At 62.3% G+C, this 18,966-nt stretch carries 18 protein-coding genes; 9 read left to right on the forward strand and 9 right to left on the reverse strand.

Annotated elements, in window-relative coordinates:
- Positions 1–185: 185 nt before the first annotated feature.
- From QRT08_RS14400 to QRT08_RS14420, 5 genes are all read right to left on the reverse strand, one after another.
- On the reverse strand, positions 186–566 hold the full coding sequence (locus QRT08_RS14400; protein WP_286046664.1) for a PIN domain-containing protein: 381 nt from the start codon (positions 564–566) through the stop codon (positions 186–188).
- Positions 567–971 carry a hypothetical protein gene (locus tag QRT08_RS14405; protein ID WP_286046665.1) on the reverse strand — a complete coding sequence of 135 codons (405 nt, stop codon included), beginning with the start codon at positions 969–971 and terminating at the stop codon, positions 567–569.
- Between the two features lie 149 nt (positions 972–1,120).
- Positions 1,121–1,381, reverse strand: coding sequence for a TRAM domain-containing protein (locus tag QRT08_RS14410; RefSeq protein ID WP_286046666.1), 261 nt, complete (start codon positions 1,379–1,381; stop codon positions 1,121–1,123).
- A 530-nt stretch (positions 1,382–1,911) separates the two neighbouring features.
- Complete coding sequence (locus tag QRT08_RS14415) at positions 1,912–2,202, reverse strand: PadR family transcriptional regulator (protein ID WP_286046667.1); 291 nt, start codon at positions 2,200–2,202, stop codon at positions 1,912–1,914.
- A gap of 109 nt (positions 2,203–2,311) precedes the next feature.
- The gene (locus QRT08_RS14420) at positions 2,312–2,911 is read right to left on the reverse strand and encodes a hypothetical protein (protein ID WP_286046668.1); all 600 of its coding nucleotides are present in this window, start codon (positions 2,909–2,911) and stop codon (positions 2,312–2,314) included.
- Between the two features lie 435 nt (positions 2,912–3,346).
- Here QRT08_RS14420 and QRT08_RS19045 point away from each other — a divergent pair, with 435 nt between their 5' ends.
- Positions 3,347–4,276, forward strand: a complete 930-nt coding sequence (locus tag QRT08_RS19045; protein ID WP_483299966.1) for a WD40/YVTN/BNR-like repeat-containing protein — start codon at positions 3,347–3,349, stop codon at positions 4,274–4,276.
- A gap of 133 nt (positions 4,277–4,409) precedes the next feature.
- Here QRT08_RS19045 and QRT08_RS18885 read toward each other — a convergent pair whose 3' ends face one another.
- The 4 genes from QRT08_RS18885 to QRT08_RS14440 all read right to left on the reverse strand — a co-directional run bounded on the left by QRT08_RS18885 (position 4,410) and on the right by QRT08_RS14440 (position 8,272).
- Positions 4,410–4,757, reverse strand: a complete 348-nt coding sequence (locus QRT08_RS18885; RefSeq protein ID WP_369684850.1) for a GNAT family N-acetyltransferase — start codon at positions 4,755–4,757, stop codon at positions 4,410–4,412.
- Between the two features lie 599 nt (positions 4,758–5,356).
- A complete protein-coding gene (locus QRT08_RS14430; protein ID WP_286046670.1) occupies positions 5,357–6,373 on the reverse strand; it encodes an NAD(P)-dependent oxidoreductase in 1,017 nt (338 codons plus the stop codon).
- On the reverse strand, positions 6,370–7,182 hold the full coding sequence (locus QRT08_RS14435; protein ID WP_286046671.1) for a sugar phosphate isomerase/epimerase family protein: 813 nt from the start codon (positions 7,180–7,182) through the stop codon (positions 6,370–6,372). Before QRT08_RS14435 ends, QRT08_RS14430 begins: the two co-directional genes overlap by 4 nt.
- 7 nt (positions 7,183–7,189) lie before the next feature.
- On the reverse strand, positions 7,190–8,272 hold the full coding sequence (locus QRT08_RS14440) for a TrmB family transcriptional regulator (protein ID WP_286046672.1): 1,083 nt from the start codon (positions 8,270–8,272) through the stop codon (positions 7,190–7,192).
- Between the two features lie 131 nt (positions 8,273–8,403).
- Between QRT08_RS14440 and QRT08_RS14445 the strand changes: the two genes are divergently transcribed.
- The 8 genes from QRT08_RS14445 to QRT08_RS14480 all read left to right on the forward strand — a co-directional run bounded on the left by QRT08_RS14445 (position 8,404) and on the right by QRT08_RS14480 (position 18,966).
- Positions 8,404–9,678, forward strand: coding sequence for a glycoside hydrolase family 38 N-terminal domain-containing protein (locus tag QRT08_RS14445; protein WP_286046673.1), 1,275 nt, complete (start codon positions 8,404–8,406; stop codon positions 9,676–9,678).
- Positions 9,675–11,213 carry an alpha-mannosidase gene (locus tag QRT08_RS14450; protein ID WP_286046674.1) on the forward strand — a complete coding sequence of 513 codons (1,539 nt, stop codon included), beginning with the start codon at positions 9,675–9,677 and terminating at the stop codon, positions 11,211–11,213. Before QRT08_RS14445 ends, QRT08_RS14450 begins: the two co-directional genes overlap by 4 nt.
- A 238-nt stretch (positions 11,214–11,451) precedes the next feature.
- The gene (locus QRT08_RS14455; RefSeq protein ID WP_286046675.1) at positions 11,452–12,777 is read left to right on the forward strand and encodes an ABC transporter substrate-binding protein; all 1,326 of its coding nucleotides are present in this window, start codon (positions 11,452–11,454) and stop codon (positions 12,775–12,777) included.
- A 22-nt stretch (positions 12,778–12,799) separates the two neighbouring features.
- Positions 12,800–13,690, forward strand: coding sequence for a carbohydrate ABC transporter permease (locus QRT08_RS14460; RefSeq protein WP_286046676.1), 891 nt, complete (start codon positions 12,800–12,802; stop codon positions 13,688–13,690).
- A gap of 4 nt (positions 13,691–13,694) precedes the next feature.
- On the forward strand, positions 13,695–14,606 hold the full coding sequence (locus QRT08_RS14465) for a carbohydrate ABC transporter permease (RefSeq protein WP_286046677.1): 912 nt from the start codon (positions 13,695–13,697) through the stop codon (positions 14,604–14,606).
- A gap of 1 nt (position 14,607) precedes the next feature.
- Entirely contained in the window at positions 14,608–15,723 is a 1,116-nt protein-coding gene (locus QRT08_RS14470) for an ABC transporter ATP-binding protein (RefSeq protein WP_286046678.1), read from the forward strand.
- Complete coding sequence (locus QRT08_RS18890; protein WP_286046679.1) at positions 15,720–17,810, forward strand: MGH1-like glycoside hydrolase domain-containing protein; 2,091 nt, start codon at positions 15,720–15,722, stop codon at positions 17,808–17,810. Before QRT08_RS14470 ends, QRT08_RS18890 begins: the two co-directional genes overlap by 4 nt.
- Entirely contained in the window at positions 17,803–18,966 is a 1,164-nt protein-coding gene (locus tag QRT08_RS14480; protein WP_286046680.1) for an ABC transporter ATP-binding protein, read from the forward strand. Before QRT08_RS18890 ends, QRT08_RS14480 begins: the two co-directional genes overlap by 8 nt.

Here is an 18,966-nt window from a genome sequence, read left to right on the forward strand (position 1 = left end):
GGATTATCCGCCGAACCTTTGTCTGGGGTGGACGTCGCTATCGGTGGCATGGGAAGTTCGATATAGAGGTAGTTGATTAGCGGCGTTCCCAAAAATAGAACTGAAATGGGATATAGTTATGTACACAATTCTACTTAACTTTACTTTACCGGACGAACCCGAGCAGCAGTCACCTAGTCAGCTACTCAGTAAGATTCGACCTCAATCGCTTCGATGCGGTCAAACTCATCGACGTTCCGTGTGAGTACTCTTGGGTCCGGGCTCTCGATCGCCGTTGCCGCAATCAACGCGTCAAGGTCACCGATCGGTGTCCCCTGCCCATAGAGCGTTCGTTGAATTCCAAGCGCGCGTTGTGATTCAGCGAGGCCAAGTGGAAGAATGGTGATCGATGCGAGTATCTCATGAAACGCTTCGTATTCGTCTTCACGGAGACCAAGACCCGTCTCATAGACTGAGAGTGGAGACACAGCAACCGGAGTCTCCGTCTCGATGAGCTCCTCAAGCGTATGTTCCGCCGCATCCAGACGATCAAGGAGGTCAATTAGGAACGTTGAGTCGAGTATCATTCACTCCGACTCTCCGCTCGTCTCCCGTTCTGTACGGGCATCTCGCCGTCGGTCCATTCGGTCGGAAAATGCTTCACGGAACGCTTTCGAGCGCTCTTTGACTCGCTGGGCACCGTCTTTGTCGACAAGCCCGACTACTTCTCGGAGTGGCTCCGCTGAACCTCCTCGGAGTCGTTCGTCGTCGGCAAGCCACCAGACCGTATTCCGGCCACCAGCTTCCTTTCGCTTCAGGGATCCACTGTCGGCGAGGCGCTGGAGGCGGGTGAGCGTTGCACGACGCTTGATCGGGAGCTCATCAGCGACGTCTACCGTCGACAGCACCGGGTCATCGGTGCGTCGAAAAACGGCGAGGACCTCGTCGTCCGTGACCCGCGGTTTTCGTCCGGATGTTGAGTGCCCGCTCATACTGCCTAGGACGGCACGAACGGATAAGTATCTACTGCCGTTGGCGGCACAAATCTCGTTCTACTGCGGCAAGATGGCCAATATCGGGATCTACATCGATAAATAATGTACTCTAGTTAGTTTACGGAATCGCTAACTGCCGGTCTCGTCTATTCGTCTCGTTCAGTGATACTCGCAAAGGCGACGTTCGATTGAACGGTATCGATCTCGACCGTTACTTCGTCATCGAGTTCGGCATCCGCCACGATCACGACGAATCCACGCTCAACACGGGTGATTCCATCCCCTTGCCCGCCGAGTGTATCGATCGTCACCGTTCGGACCTCGCCTTCTTTGACGGGTGGTTCTGGCCTCTCCCCCCGTTGAGGAAGACGCTGAAGCGTCAGAGGATGCTGTGTCGCGGCGGTCATCTGCTGCGTCCTCTGTCTCAGTCGGAAGCACGGCAACTCGATAGACCACTCCTGGGTCAACCGTCGCTCGTTCGACCAACTCTTTTGGAATCTCGATCTGCAGTCTTCCGCCTTTCTCGGCTGTCTGACACGTACTCATCGCTTGAAGACGGTCTGGAATCGAAACCATTGATGGGTGTCCTACAGAGGCGACTACACGTGACTCCACGGAGCCTCTCGGCAACTGTGTCTGCTACCGCGTGTTCTGCGTATCTCCGTTATCTCGCTTGAACAGTCAACCCATACGTCTCGGCGAAACAGCTGTATTCGACGTGGGACGACCCGCCGTTCCCGCCACAGACTCTCGGTCAGCTTCTCAGTACCGCTGCGGATCTCGGGATCCTACGGGTACATGCTCATCGAAGCAATTGCAATCGATACGACCTCACCGCGTACGATTCGACGCGGATGGACCAGCTCGCGCTGATGTTCACCGACGAGGCAGCGTCAGCGAGTGCTGTGGGGTCTCCCGACCGATAGCCCTCTCGTGACTAAGCCGCGCTCAGCGTATCACGGAGGTACTGCTGTTCCCACTCTTGTCGTGCCTCGAGTTCCCGCTGGCCACGCGCCGTGAGCGTGTAGAGGTTCGTTCGTCGATCCATCGCCGATTTCTCGACGAGTCCCTTGTCGACGAGCGTATCGAGGTTTGGATACAGTCGGCCGTGATGAATCTCTGTCTCGTAGTACTCCTCGAGTTCGTCTTTGAGTGCGAGGCCGTGAGGATCGTCTAATCCCCCGATGATGTAGAGCAGATCCCGCTGGAAGCCGGTGAGATCATACATACCAGTATATTAGTCAGTGTGGTTGTCAACTTATTGCATGGTATACCCGACGAGAGTATCGGATTTAATACCAGATCGACTCGTGCCACCGAAAACAGCGACCGCAATTTCATTTCCGAACTACAGGGTTACCCACTTTGCATGGCTCGTGAGCAAGACTACTCAACGAGAGCTTCGATAGCGCGTGCTCGATCGTTGCCGGATACGAGTTTCGAGAAACGCCAATTGAACTCTCCAAGGAGGAGGTCGTAGCCCTCATCGGTGAGTTCGTACTGGTTTGTTCGCTTTTCTCGATGAGATCCTGCTTAACGAGGTCGTCGTGGTCCCCAGGTTGGGCGGCCAGCTCCCTACAGACGTCGGTCCACCTTGTCACTGATAGGAGGACGCTCGTTCGTGGGTGGTCAGCCATCGGAGGTGGCCCCCAGTGATACGGTGAAAAAGAACCAGTCGGTGTCGGGATTTCGAGGTGATCACCGAACGCGAATATGGCGTGGATTCCACCAGAGGCTGTGTTCGCCTTGAACCGGTCGAACTGTCGCTGCCTGGCGATCACGCTGCTGGCGGCACCTCTTGGTTCTCCCGTCGACGAGCCGAGTTCCTCGGCTTTCGGAATGGAGAGCTCCTGCTGGCTGTTCAATAACATTCGGCTATCGTCTACGCAGGCTTCGGTTCGAACACAGGTGATTGCTATCCCGTATTCCTCGATCAACCACGTCACCGGAGCTGGGATCTCGATCGCAAAACTCCCTGCAAGCAGAATAATTCTCGGTAGATCACCAAGACCGAAATCGGCCCAGCCTTCGCTCGTTCTCTCACTGTCAATGACGATCGAATCTGATGCGAACGAAGCAGTCCTTCTCGAGGAAGTCGATGTAGTCTACTTTGCCGGACCAGTCCAGTATATCGGGCCGGAGAGCCCTTTCGAGGCGGCCGTTATCTGGCCGGTTACTCTACCAAAATTCGTTTCAGTGAACCTTTATGGCTGATTCTGCCGAAGAGAATTCATGAAGTGGATGATAGTGACAGACACGCCTCTTCGTGACTCTACCATCGAGAACGACCGCACAGACGACAGCAGTTCCGTTGGTGGCGTGATCCTCAAACGACTGATCGGGGAAAACCAACTACCCCATGGAGGACGGGTATGCTCCTAATTGGAACGACTGAGGGAATTTACCGTGCACCGATAGACGAAATTGACGACGCAACGCGCGTCCTCGATAGCAAGCGCGTCCTACGGATCCGTAAATTCGGTGGCACAGTCTTCGCAGCCACGCAATCGGGGCTGTTCCGCTCAACCGACGGTGGCGCGACATGGACTGATCTCAGTGTCCCTCGAGATGAGGTCTACTCCGTCCTAATGAGCCCCGATGGTGAGCGGCTCTACGCGGGCACGCATCCTGCTCATCTGTACATCTCCACTGATGAGGGCAATTCGTGGCGCGAACTGGAGGGCTTGCAAGACCTGCCCTCGCGCGAGGAGTGGCGTCTTCCCCGCCATCGGAATGAAGCCCACGTCCGCAGTCTGGGTGCACACTCTGATGCTCCTGAACGGGTTATCGCGGGCATCGAAGTCGGTGGTGTCCACGTCAGCAATGATAACGGAGACACATGGACTGAACGACGCGATGGACTGCATGATGACGTTCACCATGTCCTCGTTCAAGATAGTGAAACGTTCATCGCGTCGTGTGGCGGCGGACTATACCGCACGCATGACGCTGGCCGGTCGTGGACACGCCTCGACGTCGATGTGGATCATACCTATTTCCGAGAGTCGTTTGCCACTGGTGGACGATTATACGCGGCAGCGGCGCGTTCGTCGCCACCATCGTGGGGTGGCGAACACGGTCCGGACGCAGCGCTATTCGAGTCACCCGATGGTGGAAACACACTCGAATCCGTGTCATATCCTGGACAGCCGGAGGAATTCATCCTTGCATGGACGGTAAGTGATGACGCCGGTGACGTCTTTGCGGGGACACGCGGTGGTCATGTACTTTGCCGCGTAGACGGCGAGTGGGCGAAGAGTGGGAGCGTTCCATCGGGTATCCACTCACTTTGTATGGTGTAAGCCATCGTATGCTCTCTAGTGGAGAATAAAAACTAAATCGCCATTTATGTTGGTAGATTATCCGGAACAAAACACTACCAGATCTACAGCTCTTTTTTACATCTCAACAACGGTCCCAGTTACTCTGGTTGATTCATAACTCGAACATTCGTGGCTGTGGTCTGTGATTCGTTCGTATCCCTGTGTCTCGTAAAATGGACCCGCATTCAGGGACGCCCAGAGACCATGGTTGAACGTCGTGCGTTCGTGCATGCTGCTCTACGGCTGTGTAGATGCGTGCCCCGATTCCTTGTCGTGCGACTGCTTGGTGTACGTAGACGGCCGTCACCTCCGCATCAATGGCAGCTTCGTACTCATCAGGAGGCGCGATCTTTACCATCCCGAATCCGACAATCGTACCATCGCGCTCGGCAACAATTGCTTCCACTTCTCCTGCTTTGACCGGTGCCGTGTAATCAGCAGACTTACAGCGATTGCCCATGCATCGACTTGCTCTGGCTTGTGCGCTTCTTGTCCGAGTCCTCTGATCGATTCCTGATGGACTTCTCGAATGGAATCTGTATCCAAGAGTGTTGCCTCACGTATGGTACTAGATGTGAGCTGGATAGGACATATAGAGAGGTTATGACAGTTGTATCAGTGAGTTTGGTACTAAGCCCACTCGAGTACAGGGTCTCAGTCAAGGAGATCTCGTAGATCGTTACTGATGCGCGTTATCACGGCTGGCTCAGGCTCAGCAGGGATGTCCAAGTTGGAAGCCGTTCATGATGCGGGTCATTGCTAACGCCTCGTAGAGTGGTTCTGAAGTCGAGAGCACGTCAACGCGGTCCGATGTCACTGTTCGATAGCCGTCCAACATCGCCTCACGAACCAAGGAGCGTCGATCCGAGGCGTCAGGAAGGCCTGCTAAGAACGCCCCGCTGAAGAGATGGACAGTCAAATTTCGCTGGCACAGTCAGTATATGGGGGTATTAGTGAGTGTTCCACTACTGGTAGCGAGACTACGTGAGGAAGTTTACACTCACCCATCTCACTCCTCCTCACGGAGGGGAATAAATCAGATGACTGTCGGGACTGACGTTACTCGGCCGCTCTAAAGTGAGCGTTGAGGTGTTCAGCCCACGCCTCGTTGGCGTCACGCGTCCGCCCTGCGATATGGGGGGTGTGAACGACGTTGTGTCGGTTGAGCAGCGGGTCATCGAGCGGCAGGGGCTCCTCATCCCAGACGTCCGCGGCTAGAGCGATCTCGTTGGCGAGGACGCGCTCACGGACGGCGTCCATGTCGACCACGCCCGCGCGGGTGATCAGGACCACGATACACCCGTCCGGCAGCGCATGGATATGATCGTCCGTGATCAGTCCCTCGGTGGCGTCGGTTAGGGGTACCGTCGGCGCGAACACCTCGGCGTCCTCGACAAGCGCCTCTAGCGACCACACTCGATCGGCGCCCGATCGGTGGAAGCACGGCTCGTCGGCGTAGGGGTCGTAGGCCACGACGTCCGCACCCAACGAGCCGACGGCGTCGGCGTACGTACTGCCGATGTTGCCGACGCCAGCTACCCGCACACGTGTGCCGGCGACGGTGCCGTTCGTGAAGTTCGGGTCGTCGGCGAACTGGTGGCCGTTCGCGCCCGGCACCTCGTTATCCAGCTTATCAAGATCCCGCGGATCGTGGCTCTCAATCATCCCGGTGTGCTTCTGGGGGATTTGCCGGAGAGCATCGATTGTCAGACCGAGGCCGAACTCGGCGACCGACTGCGCCCAGAACCCTTCGTTGGTGTGGTCGTGGACGGCGACGTCGCGCTCGTCGAGGCGCTCGTGGGCGGCAGCATCGACCGCGTACATCGAGTCAGTCATCACGAACGCCGATTCGAGGGCCGTCAGCCGGTCGGCACACTCGTCAGTGACCGGAACGCCGAGCGCGGCGAGTTCGGTTACTTCGCTCGGATTGTCCAGTGCGTCGAGGAGCCGATCCGGCATCTCGTTGAGACGCCGAAACTCGACGGAGCCGTGTTCGGCCCACAGTTCCCGAAGGTGGTCGGCCGCGAGCGGCCAGACATCCTCGAACAGCGGGCCGACGACGATCACCTGGGTCATTGCTGGTCACCTCCGTCTTCGAAGAGGAACTGCATGGTCCCGAGCATGTCCACGGGCATCCGCGTGGGGAACGACTGGTAGGCCGGTACCTCAGCGGTGATCCAGCCGTCGTAGCCGATTGCGTCGACGGCATCAAGCACGCGTTCCCAGTTCACGTCGCCTTGGGGCGGGTACGTCACGCAGTGGGCGTCCGTGAGCCAGTCTTTGACGTGGATCTTCGAAATGCGGCCGTCGAGCACATGCAGCCACCGGCTCGGCAGTCCCGAGCGGAGCGCGTTCACGACATCGAAGTACGCCCCGATGGGGTCGGCGTCCTCGACGTCGTCGAGAAACGCTGCGAACTCGTCGGGCGAGGGCAGGAAGTTGTTTTGAACGTTCTCGATCGACACGCGGACATCGCGCTCGGCAGCGTAGCTCGCGATCTCGCGGACCGCCTCGACGGCGCGTTCGTAGTCGGCGTCGTAGGTTGCACCGTCAGTAATCACGGCAGGGACGATCAGGACGTCTTCAGCGTCCAGCATCGCAGCGGCGTCGATCATGTCGCGACTAATAGTCAGTCCGATCCGACGCAGTTCATCATCACTGCTCGAGAGCGGATACTCCCAGTGGCTAATCGTCGAGACGGCGGGAACGCGTAGGTCGTGTTCCTCGACTATCTCGGCGGCCTCTAGACGTCCTTGTTCGGTCGTCAGGGGGCCTCCACGCTCGACGTTCGGTTCGACGCCATCGTAGCCGATTTCCGCGAGGATCGCGCACGTATGCTCGAACTCGTCGACGGGAAATCCACACTGGTTGAGTCCGTAGCGCATCGTCAGTTCACCCCCAGTCGTCGGGTTGATCGAGCACGATCCGAGTCGCCTCGATGTCTTCCAGCGTCGCGCCTCGGCCGCCGATACCGTACTCCTGGCCGTCGGATTCGAGCACGATCGTCGCCTGGCCCGCGAGCTGGGTCAGCGTCAGCGCCCCGTCGTCGTCGGGCGTGCTCACCGAGATGATCTCCGTGATATCGCCAGACAACGTGATATCCTCGCCCGTCCGGACGTTGAACCCGCGGACGGTAGCTGGGATCGCCGTCCCGTCGTTGACGATCGGCGCGATGTCCTGGACGCACTCGCGGACGTCGACGTACTCTAGCTTGGTACCCTCCCCGATCGAGTCGTACACGGACGGCCAAGTCCCCCAGAGCGCACCCTGGAAGTACCAGTGGAACACGTACGTCAGCGTAAGATCGTCGATGATGATCCCGTACTGGTCGCTCGGGTGGGACTGTGACGAGAAGAACGTGTGAGATCGGTCGATGAGCGCGGTGAACGGGGCAGGGAGCGTCCGGTGTCGAACCTCGGTCGCGACGTCCCCGAACGACATATCATCCACGACGTGAGGATCTTCGAGCCCCGTCACCACACAGAGCTTGACGAACACGCCGCGATCGACGGCGTCTTCGAGCGCCGGTCGGACGGTCTCGAACTGGGAGGGTGAGACTGCGATCTGGATCCGGTTGGTCGCGTCCGCGGCAGCGGCCCGGAACTGTTCGACAACGGAGTCGAACCGCTTGACGATCGAGATTTTGTGCCCCCGTATCTCGGGGCGCTCCCAGCGGTCTTCGATCGCTTCCGCGGTCGTCGCGAGCCTATTCGCGCGCTGCTGTAGGTCCGTCATCACCTCCGTCGGGTCGCGCGGACGGGCCGCCAGCGTGGAGTCTTGCTCGAACGTCTCGACGTAGTCGTCCCGTTCGAGATCCTCGAGAACGTCGTAGATCCGAGACTTCGGGATGCCCGTTTGCTCGGCGATCTTGACGGCCGGCGCGGTACCCCGCTCTAGTACGGCAAGGTACGCGTCGGCCTCGTACTGCGAGAGCCCGGCATCTTGCAACCCGGCTCGCAATTCGTCTTCGTTCATACTCGCCGTTTACCTCCGCCTGGGAGCGTAGGTGCCGTCCCGTTCACGGCCCGCAGGGGTTCGTTTGTAGAATTCACTGTAGTGAATAACTACTAGCAAATACTTATATATTTTCGTTAGGTAGCGCCCGTATGAGCAGTGTCTCCGAGATCCACCTGATTCACTTCTGTCACACCGATATCGGGTACACCCACGATCAACCGACGTTGTGGGACCTGCAGCGACGATTTCTCGATCGAGCGATCGACCTAGCGGAGCGGGACGCCGACGATAACGGATCCTCGGCGTTCCATTGGACCGTGGAGACAACCGCGCCGCTGCTGGCCTGGCTCGAGTCCGCTCCGCCGGAGCGCGTCGAGACGCTACGACGGTTGTCGGTGGCCGGCCGAATCGAGATTACGGCGATGCTTGCGAACATTACCCCGCTGTACGGTCCCGCCGAGACGATCGAGTCGCTTCGTCCCGTCGAACACCTTCGGGATGAGTACGGCCTCGACATCCGGTACGCGATGAACTTCGACGTCAATGGCCAGAACTGGTCCCTCGTTGACGCGCTGCTCGACACCGATATCGAGGGGTTCTGGATGGGGATCAACAATCACTTCGGCGCGGCACCGACCGATCGGCCGACGCTGTTTCGCTGGGAGGGTCCGAGCGGACGGACGATCCCGACGCTGGATGGCTACCACTACTCCGCCGGCTGGAACCTTGGCGTCGGGCGGGACGTCAACGAATTCCGCGAGCACTGGAGGAGTCTTGAGAACCGACTCGATGATGTCGGGTACGATCTCCCGACACTACCCGTACCGACGTACCACCCGTTTGGAGACAACGGGCCGCCGTTCGATCGGTACTGCGAGTTCGTCGAGACGTGGAACGCCCAGCCCGCGGTGTCGAGTGGTGACCTCCCGATGCTACGGTTGTCGACGCCGTCACTCTGGTGGGGGTCGATCGACGAGCGGATCGACGACGCGCCGATCCGGCGCGGCGACTGGACGGACTACTGGAACTTCGGGTGCCTGAGCAGCGCCCGCGAAACCGCGACTAGTCGCGAGAGTCGCCGACGACTCTTGACTGCCGACGCGATGGAGGCGGTACTGGACGCGCTTGGTGACGGCAAGGAAGAGCGACCGCCGGAACGGCGGACTAAACCGGGAACCCGCCGGCGTGCGTGGCGCCGGCTCGCGCTCTACGACGAACACACATGGGGCGCCGACACGTCCATCAGCGTCCCCGAGGGCGACGACACGCGAACGCAGTGGAGCCACAAAGCACACTGCGCCCACGCCGCCAGAACCCACAGCAACGCGCTGCGGCGGGACGCCGTCGCGGAGATCGCGCGACACGTCGTCATGGGCGATGCGAGAGTCCCTGACCGAGAGGGGACGATGGAGGACGAGAAATGAGCGATGATCCGGAGACAGACCTGCTCGTCGTGAACCCGCTGCCGTGGCGTCGAACCCAGTCCGGGCCGGTGCCCCAGCACGTCGTTCGGCCCCGCGGCGTCGACGACGACCCGACCGCAGCGCGGCACTTCCAGGATCGGGATCGCTCGCGATCAACCCCTGCGGCGTTCGACAATGGCGATGAGTCGACCGTCTTCGGGACGAATGGCTACTGGCTCCCCCCGACGGAGCTGCCGGGATTTGGCTACGCCATCGTGAGCGCCGCCGACCTTCGGACGCTCGATGACAGCCGATTCGACAAGCGGCACGTCGTCGGGACCGGCGACTACCGAGTCGAGTTCGACCTGGACCGCGGCGGCGTCGCGAGCTGGTACAACGTCGCCCGGGGTCGCGAATGGGTGGATGGTTCGGACGAAAACCAGTTCGCGGGGGTCGTCCACGAGCGAGTCGCCGACGAAGATCACGACCGACCGCGGCAGTTGCTGTACCGCTACGGCGACGACGTGGACCGGCGTCTCGTCGCGACTGGCGCGTTCGAGCCGTACGACGGCTTCCAGTCGGACTGGTGCGCGCGTCGTCAGCGTCCGACCGACGTGCTCGATCACCGCGTCGCCGAGCTCCCGGGCGGGTACGAGGTCAGCCAGCGGCTCTCGGTGCCGTCGTTGCCCTCGCCCGTCTCGCTGCGAATGGTCCTCGATGAGTCCGGCGCGTCGATGGTCGTCGAGGCCGCCTGGGAGATGGGGCTAAATACCCGCCCGGAGTCGACGTACGTGACGTTCCCGTTCGCGCTCGACGATCCGACGCCGTACGTCGACGTCGGCGGGCAAGCGATGCGCCCGGGGTCCGACCAACTGTTGGGGTCATGTCACGACTACTACACGGCCCAGTCCTGGGCCGGACTCGGTGGCGACGTGCGGAGCGTCACGGTCGGCTGTCCGATCAACCCGCTCTGGCAGTTCGGTGACTTCACCTTCGCGGCCAACCGGTCGACCGTAAACATGGACCGGGCGTCGCTGCTGGGTTGGGTCACGAGCAATTACTGGGACACCAACTTCAGGGCTCGCCAGCCGGGGCTCGTCCGGGCGCGGTACCACGTCCACCTCCACGAGAACCCGTTCGACGAGGCGGTCGCCCACCGCGTCGGACTGACGGCTAAACACCACGAACCGCTGGTACAGACGACCAGTGAAGCGAGATCCCGCGAGCGTGCGGACGCCCCGACCACAGGGAGTTTTCTCGACCTTCCAGGACCGCCGGTGCTGGTCCACCACGTCCGACCGGAGGATGCTGCCCCGATCGGATGCCACGGAAATCGAAACGAGGGCAAGTCTGATCGGATGGCCATCGTGCTCCGTAACGCCAGCGACACGCAGCGACGAGCGACGATCGGCCCCGGTATCCTCTCGATCGATAGCGCCGATGCGGACGGATCGTCCGCAATGGTCGAACTGTCCGACGGCGTCGCCGAACTAACACTCTCCCCGCGGGAGTTACGAACCGTCCGACTGCGCTGTTCGTCCGGCGCCACCCGGTAGCGACCCCGACGGGGCCAAGGAATCGGAGGACAGCACTCCGATCGAGACGCAACCGTCAGTTGACGGTGTTGACGAGCGGGTACGTAACGGTTCTCGTTTCGCTCCAGCTATAGCTCCGCACCGGACAACCCCCTTGGAAAGCGCCGCCAGCACGGCGGTGAGATAGTATAGTTACTCCAGTGAAAATCCAGTAGGAAAGATTTAAGTATTATATTTATCCATAGTGAGATGGATTACCATGACAGATCCGGAGATCGGGCACGAACGGCGGACAGTGCTGAAAGGTATCGGCACGACGATGCTCGCTGGCGGTATCGCGGGCTGTATGGGTGGTGGAGGGGACGGCGGAGGTGACAGCGAGGGAACGACGTACTGGACCACGAACGTCGAACAGGACCGTCAGAAAGTATTGGAGAGCCTGATCGACAGCTACGAATCCGACGGGGACGGCACGATTGACATGGTCCCTGTCGAGGAAGGGGACCTACCGACGCAGATCTCCTCGGCCCGGGCCTCCGGGACGCTTCCGGCCTTCGGTGAGTGGGGACTCGACCCGATGCAGAACCTTGGTAGCGAGGGCCTACTCTCGACGGAATCCGCGGAGGCAGTCGTCGACAGCGTCGGTCGCGACGACTTCTACGAGGGCGCGCTGTCGCTGGCAACGTCCTCGGAGGACGACCTGCTCGCCGTGCCAGCCCACGGCTGGGTGCAGGGGTTCTGGTACCGCCAGAGCGCGTTTGATGACGCCGGACTGTCCGCACCGACGACCTGGGACGCCATCCTCGAGGCCGCCCGGACGCTACACGACCCCGACAACGACCAGTACGGCGTCGTCGTCGGCTCCGACGAGACACCGTTCGCTCGCCAGTGTTTCACTCCCTACGCGCGCTCGAACGGCGCACGGGTGCTGAACGGTGATGGGGAGGTCGTGTTCGACAGCCCAGAGATGGTCGAGGCGCTCGAGTTCTACGGCTCGCTGGCGCAGTACAGTCCGCCGGGTGCCGACACGTTCGACACTGCCAATAACACGTACCTCAACGAGCAATGCCACCTGGTCATGTACTCGTCGTACATCATGGGCGACATCTCCAGCAACGCCGAGGGAATGGCCGGCGACACGTCGTTCGCACCGTACATCGAACGCGATCGGCGCAGCTCGTTCGGGCAGCTCGTGCTGTTCAACGTTCTCGACTCGGCCTCGGATTCGGACCGCGAGACCGCCGAGGCGTTCATCGAACACGTGCTCACCGGCGACCAATACGTCGACTTCCTGCACATGGCGCCCGGTGGGATGAACCCGGTGCTCCAGTCGACGGTCGAGAGCGAAGCCTACCGCGACAATGAAACGCTTCAGGAGTGGGGCCAGGAGACGCTGAGCAACATCTCCGGTGCGTTCGACAACATCGAGCGGTTCGGCTACGTCGACGGTCAAATGATCCCTGTATTCGGGGAGATCACGAGCCGCAACCTCATCGCGCAGGCCGTCAGACGAGTGTCGGAAGGGGAGGATGCCCAGTCGGTCGCCGACGACGTGGCCGGCCAGATGCGCGACGTGGTCAACTGACCTCTCAGGAGTATTTCGCACAATGGCCACACTCACCCGTAGCGGCGATCGGACGATCGAGGAGAAGGAGGCGCTGCTAGGCTACGCGCTGATCGCCCCCGCGCTGCTGTTGATCGGGGCGGTGATCCTCTATCCGGTGTTGTACAACGTCTACTTGAGTTTCACCGTCGTGCCGCTGAGTCCGGACCAGTCGCCCGAGTGGATCGGTCTGGGCCACTACTACAGCCTGTTCGAGAGCAGCCAGTTCTGGTCGGCGCTCCGGACGACGATCGTGTTTACGTTCTTCAGCACGACGCTCGCGACACTGGGCGGTCTCGGGACGGCATTGCTGTTCAACCGCTCGTTTCGCGGTCGACGGTACCTTCGGGGGATGGTCCTGCTGCCGTACGTCGCACCACTGATCTCGGTCGCGTTCGTCTGGCGGTTCATGCTCGACCCGCTGTACGGGATCTTCCCGTACATCGGCAGCGACCTCTTGGGACTGTACAGTGGCAACATCGACCTGCTGAGCAACGGCGACACCGCGATCTGGACGGTAATTCTGATCGACGCCTGGCGGTACTTCCCGTTTGCGTTCCTGATGCTGATCGCGCGGGTCCAGGCGATCCCCGGCGACATGTACGAGGCCGCGAAGATCGACGGCGCCTCGAAGTTCGCGCAGTTCAAGGACATCACGCTACCGGAGCTCAAGTACATCCTGGCGACGGTGTTCCTGCTGCGGTGGATCTGGAACTTCAATAAGTTCGCGGACATCTGGTTGCTGACCCGCCGGGTCGACACGCTGCCGATCTATGCGTACAAAGTAGCGTTCGCAAACTACCAGCACGGACAGGCGGCCGCGATCTCGATGGTGCTATTCCTGGCGCTCATCGTGTTCGTCCTCGCGTACGTCGCCTGGGCGCTGGACTGGTGATACGATGAGCACGAAACAATCCACACACCGATACGTCGTCGACTCATTCAAGACCGCGCTCGGCGTCGGCGAGAACACGCTCGAGACGTCGCTGGCCGAACGCGTCGTGTTCTACGTCGCGCTCGGTCTGACGCTGCTCGTCACGCTGTTTCCGTTCTACTACATGGCCCTGGCGAGCCTGTTGCCCGAGTCGAGCCTGTACACGCTGCCACCGACGCTGCTCCCGCAGGATCTGACGCTTGAGCACTACCGGATCGTGTTCGGGCCGGAGACGTTCCCGTTCCTGACGTACTTCAAGAACAGCTTCGTCATCGCGACGACGACCGCGGGCGCGTCCGTGCTCGTCGCCACGTTCGGGGCGTACAGCTTCTCACGGCTCGACTACAGGGGCCGCGGGATTATCTCCCGGGGCGTGCTGATGGTGTACATGTTCTCGGGGATCCTGCTGGTAGTCCCGATGTTTCAGGTGATCGTCTGGCTCGGATTCGTCGACTCGCTGGCGAGCCTGTTCATCACGTACCTGGTGCAGACGCTCCCGGTGTCGCTGTACATGCTGGGCAACTACTTCCGATCGATCCCCGAGGAGATCGAAGAAGCGGCGATCATGGACGGCTACTCCCGGCTCGAAGTGATCTGGAAGATCACGCTCCCGCTGTCGGCGCCCGCGATCGTGGCCGTGTTCTTCTTCACGTTCATGATCGCGTGGAACGAGTACCTGTTCGCCAGCATCTTCCTCCAGTCCCAGGGCGTGTACACGCTGCCGATCGGTATCGAGGCACTGGCCTCGAGCTTCCGGCAGGTCTGGGGCCAGATCATGGCGGCGTCGCTGCTGACCAGCATCCCGCTGATCGTGATGTTCACCTACCTGGAGAAGTTCATGGTCGAAGGACTGACCTTCGGGGCGGTGGAGGGGTAACATGGCGGTCGATCACTCCTCCACGACCGACGGTGTCGACGCCGACGCGCTCGGTTCGGACGAGAGTTCATCGATCCGGCTCCGCGGGGTCACCAAGCGGTTCGGCGACCTCGTGGCCGTCGAGGCCCTCGACCTGACGATTCGGGACGGCGAGTTGCTCGTTCTGCTGGGTCCCTCGGGCTGTGGCAAGTCGACGACGCTGCGGATGATCGCCGGGCTAGAGGTGCCCTCCGAGGGGCGTATCGAGATCGGCGACGAGGAAGTCACCGAAACGCTCCCCCAGAAGCGGGATCTCTCGATGGTGTTCCAGAGCTACGCGCTGTACCCTCACAAGACCGTTCGGGGGAACCTGGCGTTCCCGCTCGGGAAGATGGACGTCGAGGAGGACGAGACCGAGGACCGGATCCGCCGCACCGCCGAACTGCTGGAGATCGACGACCTGCTGGACAACAAGCCGGGGCAGCTCAGCGGCGGCCAGCGCCAGCGCGTCGCGCTTGGCAGGACCATCGTCCGCGAACCCAAGGCGTTCCTGATGGACGAGCCCCTCTCGAACCTCGACGCGAAGCTGCGCGTCCAGACTCGATCGGAGCTGCGCAGTCTCCAGCAGCGACTCGGCACGACGACGGTCTACGTCACGCACGACCAGCAAGAGGCGATGAGCCTGGCCGACCGGATCGCGGTGATGAACGACGGCAAACTCCAGCAGGTCGGCACACCGAAGGAGGTCTACGAGAATCCGGTCAACGAGTTCGTCGCCGGCTTCCTCGGAGAGCCGGCGATGAACTTCCTCGACCCCGATCGACTGGCGGAGGACGAGGGCGACGACCGGTTCACGAAGGCGGCAACCGTCGGCGTCCGTCCGGAGGACGTCGTAATCGCTGAAGAGACCGACGAGACGGCCGACGGCGGCCGGACGTACGAACTCGATGGCGAGGTACTCGTCGTCGAGCCGCTGGGCAACGCCTACGAGGTAGAGGTCGACTACGGCGGCGACCGGATCACCGCGCGCCTGCGTGACCGGCCGGAGACGATCAGTCGAAACTCGGCCGTGACGCTTCGGCTGCCGGCCGACGCGATCCACAGGTTCGCTGCCGACGGCGAGGTGATCGACGGGTGATTCCCGACGGCTGCGCGCTAGCGGTTCGCGACGGCGTCGTCTGCGTCGTCGGGGAGGCGGGCGACGTTCGCCCCGATCGGTTGAAAACCGGCCTCTACGCCAACGATACACAATACCTAGAGGAGTTCTCGGTCCGTGTGACCGATCGGGACGCGCCCGAGAGCGGCTGGGACCGGCTCGACCGCCGCGTCGGGAGCGACGGCGTCGCGACCGTACTGGTCGGCGGCGCACCCGGCGAGGGTCGCGGCGACGCCCGACGATTCCTGCTGCAGAAAGCCGTCTCCGTGGACGGAAATGGAGTGATCGTCGAGACGACGCTCCGGAACTACACGTCCGACGAGCGCGCCGTCGACGTCGAACTGACCGCCGCGTCCGCGTTTCGACACGTCTTCGAGTGTCCAGGATACTTCGTCGCGCGCGACCCGGTCGAGCGCGAAGTCACCGCCGCGGACCGCGAGAGCGGCGCAAGGCTGGCGGGGACGTCCCCGGACGGGACGACCCGGAGCGCGACGATCCAACTGGACGGCGCCCGAACGGCGGCGGTCGAGGCGGATTGTGAGATCGCGAAGACGACCGCCGAGCGCACGCTGCAGATCCCGTCGGGCGAAAGCGTGTCCGTCGTCGCGACGGCGAAGCTTCGACCGACTCGGGAGCGGGTAGATCTGGAGTTCGACCCCTCGGTGTCGATGGCGTCGGTCCCGAACCTGTTCGCGGCCGCCGAGGACACACTTCGAGCGCTGATGCTCCCCGAGGGCGTTCCCGGGGCCGGCGCGCCGCGCTTCGTCGCGCCGTTCGGACGGGACGCGCTGCTGGTCGGCCTCCAGACGCTGCCGTTCGCGCCCGACCTGACCCGGAGCGCGCTGACGTACTTCGCTGGGCGGCAGGCGTCGACGGCCGACCCCGACACGCTCGCCAAACCCGGCAAGATCCCCCACGAAGGGCGCCGCGGCGACCTGCCGGCGCTCGGCCGGTCGATCCGCTCGCCCTACTACGGCACCGTCGACGCGACGCCGCTGTTCGCGGCGCTCGTCGCCGCCTACGGCGAGTGGGCGGGCGAGCAAGCGATCACCGACGAGCTGTACGCCGCCGCAGTCGACGCCGTCGAGTGGACGATCGCGGTCGGCGACGAGGACGGGGTACTGTGGTACGAACCCCACGATCACGAGCACGGGCTCACCCACCAGGGGTGGAAAGACAGCGCCAGAGCGATCGCCCGACCCGACGGAACCGCGGCGGCGCCGCCGATCGCCCTCGCGGAAGTACAGGGGTACGCCTATCGTGCACTCCGTGGCGTCTCGGAGCTCGCGGCAGGCCGCGGCGACGACGAGTTCGGAGCCCGACTCGACGAGCGGGCGACGAGGCTCCGCGGGGCGTTCGACCGCGAGTTCTGGCTCCCTGACGAGAACTGCTACGCGCTCGCGCTCGACGCCGATGGCACGGTCGATGCCGTCGCGTCGAACCAGGGCCACGCGCTCTGGGGCGGGATCGTCCCGGCGGAGCGCGCCGACAACGTGATCGACAGGCTGCTGCGTCCCGACATGCTGACCGACGCCGGACTCCGCACGTTCTCGGCGTCCCATGACGCGTTCGATCCGCTGTCGTACCACCGCGGTAGCGTCTGGCCCCACGACACCAGCATCGCTGCAATGGGGTGTGCGCGTTACGGCCGCGAGGACGCCGCGAGCGCGCTCGTCGACCGCGGCCTCGACGTGCTGGCGACCGGTGCTACCGATCCCGGCCGGTGGGGATTTCCCGAGCTGCTGGTCGGCCTCGACGGCACTGATGTCGACGCCGGCCGAGTCCAGCACCCCGACTCGTGCGAACCGGCCGCTTGGAGTGCCGGAAGCGCCTTCGGCTTCGCGCAGGCCGCGCTCGGCCTCGACGTGGAGAACGGCACCCCAGTCGCGGACCCGGCAGCATCCCTCGACGGTACGATGGAGGCAACACTGCACTGCCGCGGACGGCGATACACGGTTCGGTATGGCGACGGCTCGGCGGTTGTCGCACCATCGTGCAGTCCGTCGGCGACCGCGACCGATGATCCAGAGCGCGACAGTGACCACCCTGAGGTGACCATCGATGGCTGAACTCACGCTCCAGAATGTTACGAAAGTTTACGACGACGCCGATGGAACCGAGACCGCGGTTGACGAGGCATCCCTAACGGTCAGGAACGGCGAATTTCTCGTCCTCGTCGGCCCCTCGGGCTGTGGCAAGTCGACGACGCTGCGGATGATCGCCGGGCTGGAGACGGTGACCGACGGCGAGATCGAGATCGGAGATCGAGCGGTCCACCACCTCGCGCCCAGCGAGCGGGACGTCGCGATGGTGTTCCAGAGCTACGCGCTGTATAAGCGCATGACTGCACGCGAGAACATGGGCTACGGGCTCAAACATTCGACCGATATGTCGAGCGATGAGCGCGACCGACGAGTCCGCGAGAGCGCGGAGCTGCTCGGAATCGAGGAACTGCTCGACGACAAGCCCGCGGAGATGAGCGGCGGGCAGAAACAACGCGTCGCGCTCGGGCGGGCGATCGTCCGTGACCCGGACGTGTTCCTGCTCGACGAGCCACTGAGCAACCTCGATGCGAAGCTCCGATCGCACATGCGGACCGAACTCCAGCGTATCCAGGAGGATCTAGGCGTGACCGCCGTGTACGTCACGCACGACCAGACCGAGGCGATGACGATGGCCGATCGGATCGCGATCATGGATGACGGCGTCGTCCAGCAGGTCGATCCACCGGAGGTCGCTTACGACCACCCGAACAACGAGTTCGTTGGGGCGTTCCTCGGCAGTCCGTCGATGAACGTCCTTGACGCCGTCGCCCGCGAGGATGGTGACGCCTACGCGATCGACGTTGACGGCACGACGCTCGGCCGAATCCCGCGGGACGCTGTCGACGACGACCTCGATGGCGAGGCGGTTCGCTTCGGCGTACGGCCGGAGGACCTCCGTCTCGACGATCCGTCGGCCAGAGCATCGGAATCGTGCCAGTTCCGGGCCGCCGTCACGGTCACCGAGTACCAGGGCAACGACAACTTCGTTTATCTCGACGTCGCCGGGCGATCGCTCACGGCGCGCGTGCCGCCACGCGTATATCCCGATCCCGGCGACGAGTTGCCCGTTGGCGTCGCTGCGGAGGACGTTTTCCTGTTCGACCCCGACACGACGGCGTCGATCAAAACTCGCGGCGTCAGCGGCGAATGCACCGATACACAACCGATCACTCACGGCTAA

This window comes from Halalkalicoccus sp. NIPERK01 (assembly GCF_030287405.1).
GTDB lineage: Archaea > Halobacteriota > Halobacteria > Halobacteriales > Halalkalicoccaceae > Halalkalicoccus.

Coding starts and splice junctions, on each gene's coding strand:
- QRT08_RS19045 (WP_483299966.1), top strand. CDS start 3,347: ATGCTCCTAATTGGAACGACTGAGGGAATTTACCGTGCACCGATAGAC.
- QRT08_RS14435 (WP_286046671.1), bottom strand. CDS start 7,182: ATGCGCTACGGACTCAACCAGTGTGGATTTCCCGTCGACGAGTTCGAG.
- QRT08_RS14460 (WP_286046676.1), top strand. CDS start 12,800: ATGGCCACACTCACCCGTAGCGGCGATCGGACGATCGAGGAGAAGGAG.
- QRT08_RS14440 (WP_286046672.1), bottom strand. CDS start 8,272: ATGAACGAAGACGAATTGCGAGCCGGGTTGCAAGATGCCGGGCTCTCG.
- QRT08_RS14415 (WP_286046667.1), bottom strand. CDS start 2,202: ATGTATGATCTCACCGGCTTCCAGCGGGATCTGCTCTACATCATCGGG.
- QRT08_RS14445 (WP_286046673.1), top strand. CDS start 8,404: ATGAGCAGTGTCTCCGAGATCCACCTGATTCACTTCTGTCACACCGAT.
- QRT08_RS14470 (WP_286046678.1), top strand. CDS start 14,608: ATGGCGGTCGATCACTCCTCCACGACCGACGGTGTCGACGCCGACGCG.
- QRT08_RS14480 (WP_286046680.1), top strand. CDS start 17,803: ATGGCTGAACTCACGCTCCAGAATGTTACGAAAGTTTACGACGACGCC.
- QRT08_RS14400 (WP_286046664.1), bottom strand. CDS start 566: ATGATACTCGACTCAACGTTCCTAATTGACCTCCTTGATCGTCTGGAT.
- QRT08_RS14405 (WP_286046665.1), bottom strand. CDS start 971: ATGAGCGGGCACTCAACATCCGGACGAAAACCGCGGGTCACGGACGAC.
- QRT08_RS14465 (WP_286046677.1), top strand. CDS start 13,695: ATGAGCACGAAACAATCCACACACCGATACGTCGTCGACTCATTCAAG.
- QRT08_RS14410 (WP_286046666.1), bottom strand. CDS start 1,381: ATGACCGCCGCGACACAGCATCCTCTGACGCTTCAGCGTCTTCCTCAA.
- QRT08_RS14450 (WP_286046674.1), top strand. CDS start 9,675: ATGAGCGATGATCCGGAGACAGACCTGCTCGTCGTGAACCCGCTGCCG.
- QRT08_RS14430 (WP_286046670.1), bottom strand. CDS start 6,373: ATGACCCAGGTGATCGTCGTCGGCCCGCTGTTCGAGGATGTCTGGCCG.
- QRT08_RS18885 (WP_369684850.1), bottom strand. CDS start 4,757: ATGGGCAATCGCTGTAAGTCTGCTGATTACACGGCACCGGTCAAAGCA.
- QRT08_RS14455 (WP_286046675.1), top strand. CDS start 11,452: ATGACAGATCCGGAGATCGGGCACGAACGGCGGACAGTGCTGAAAGGT.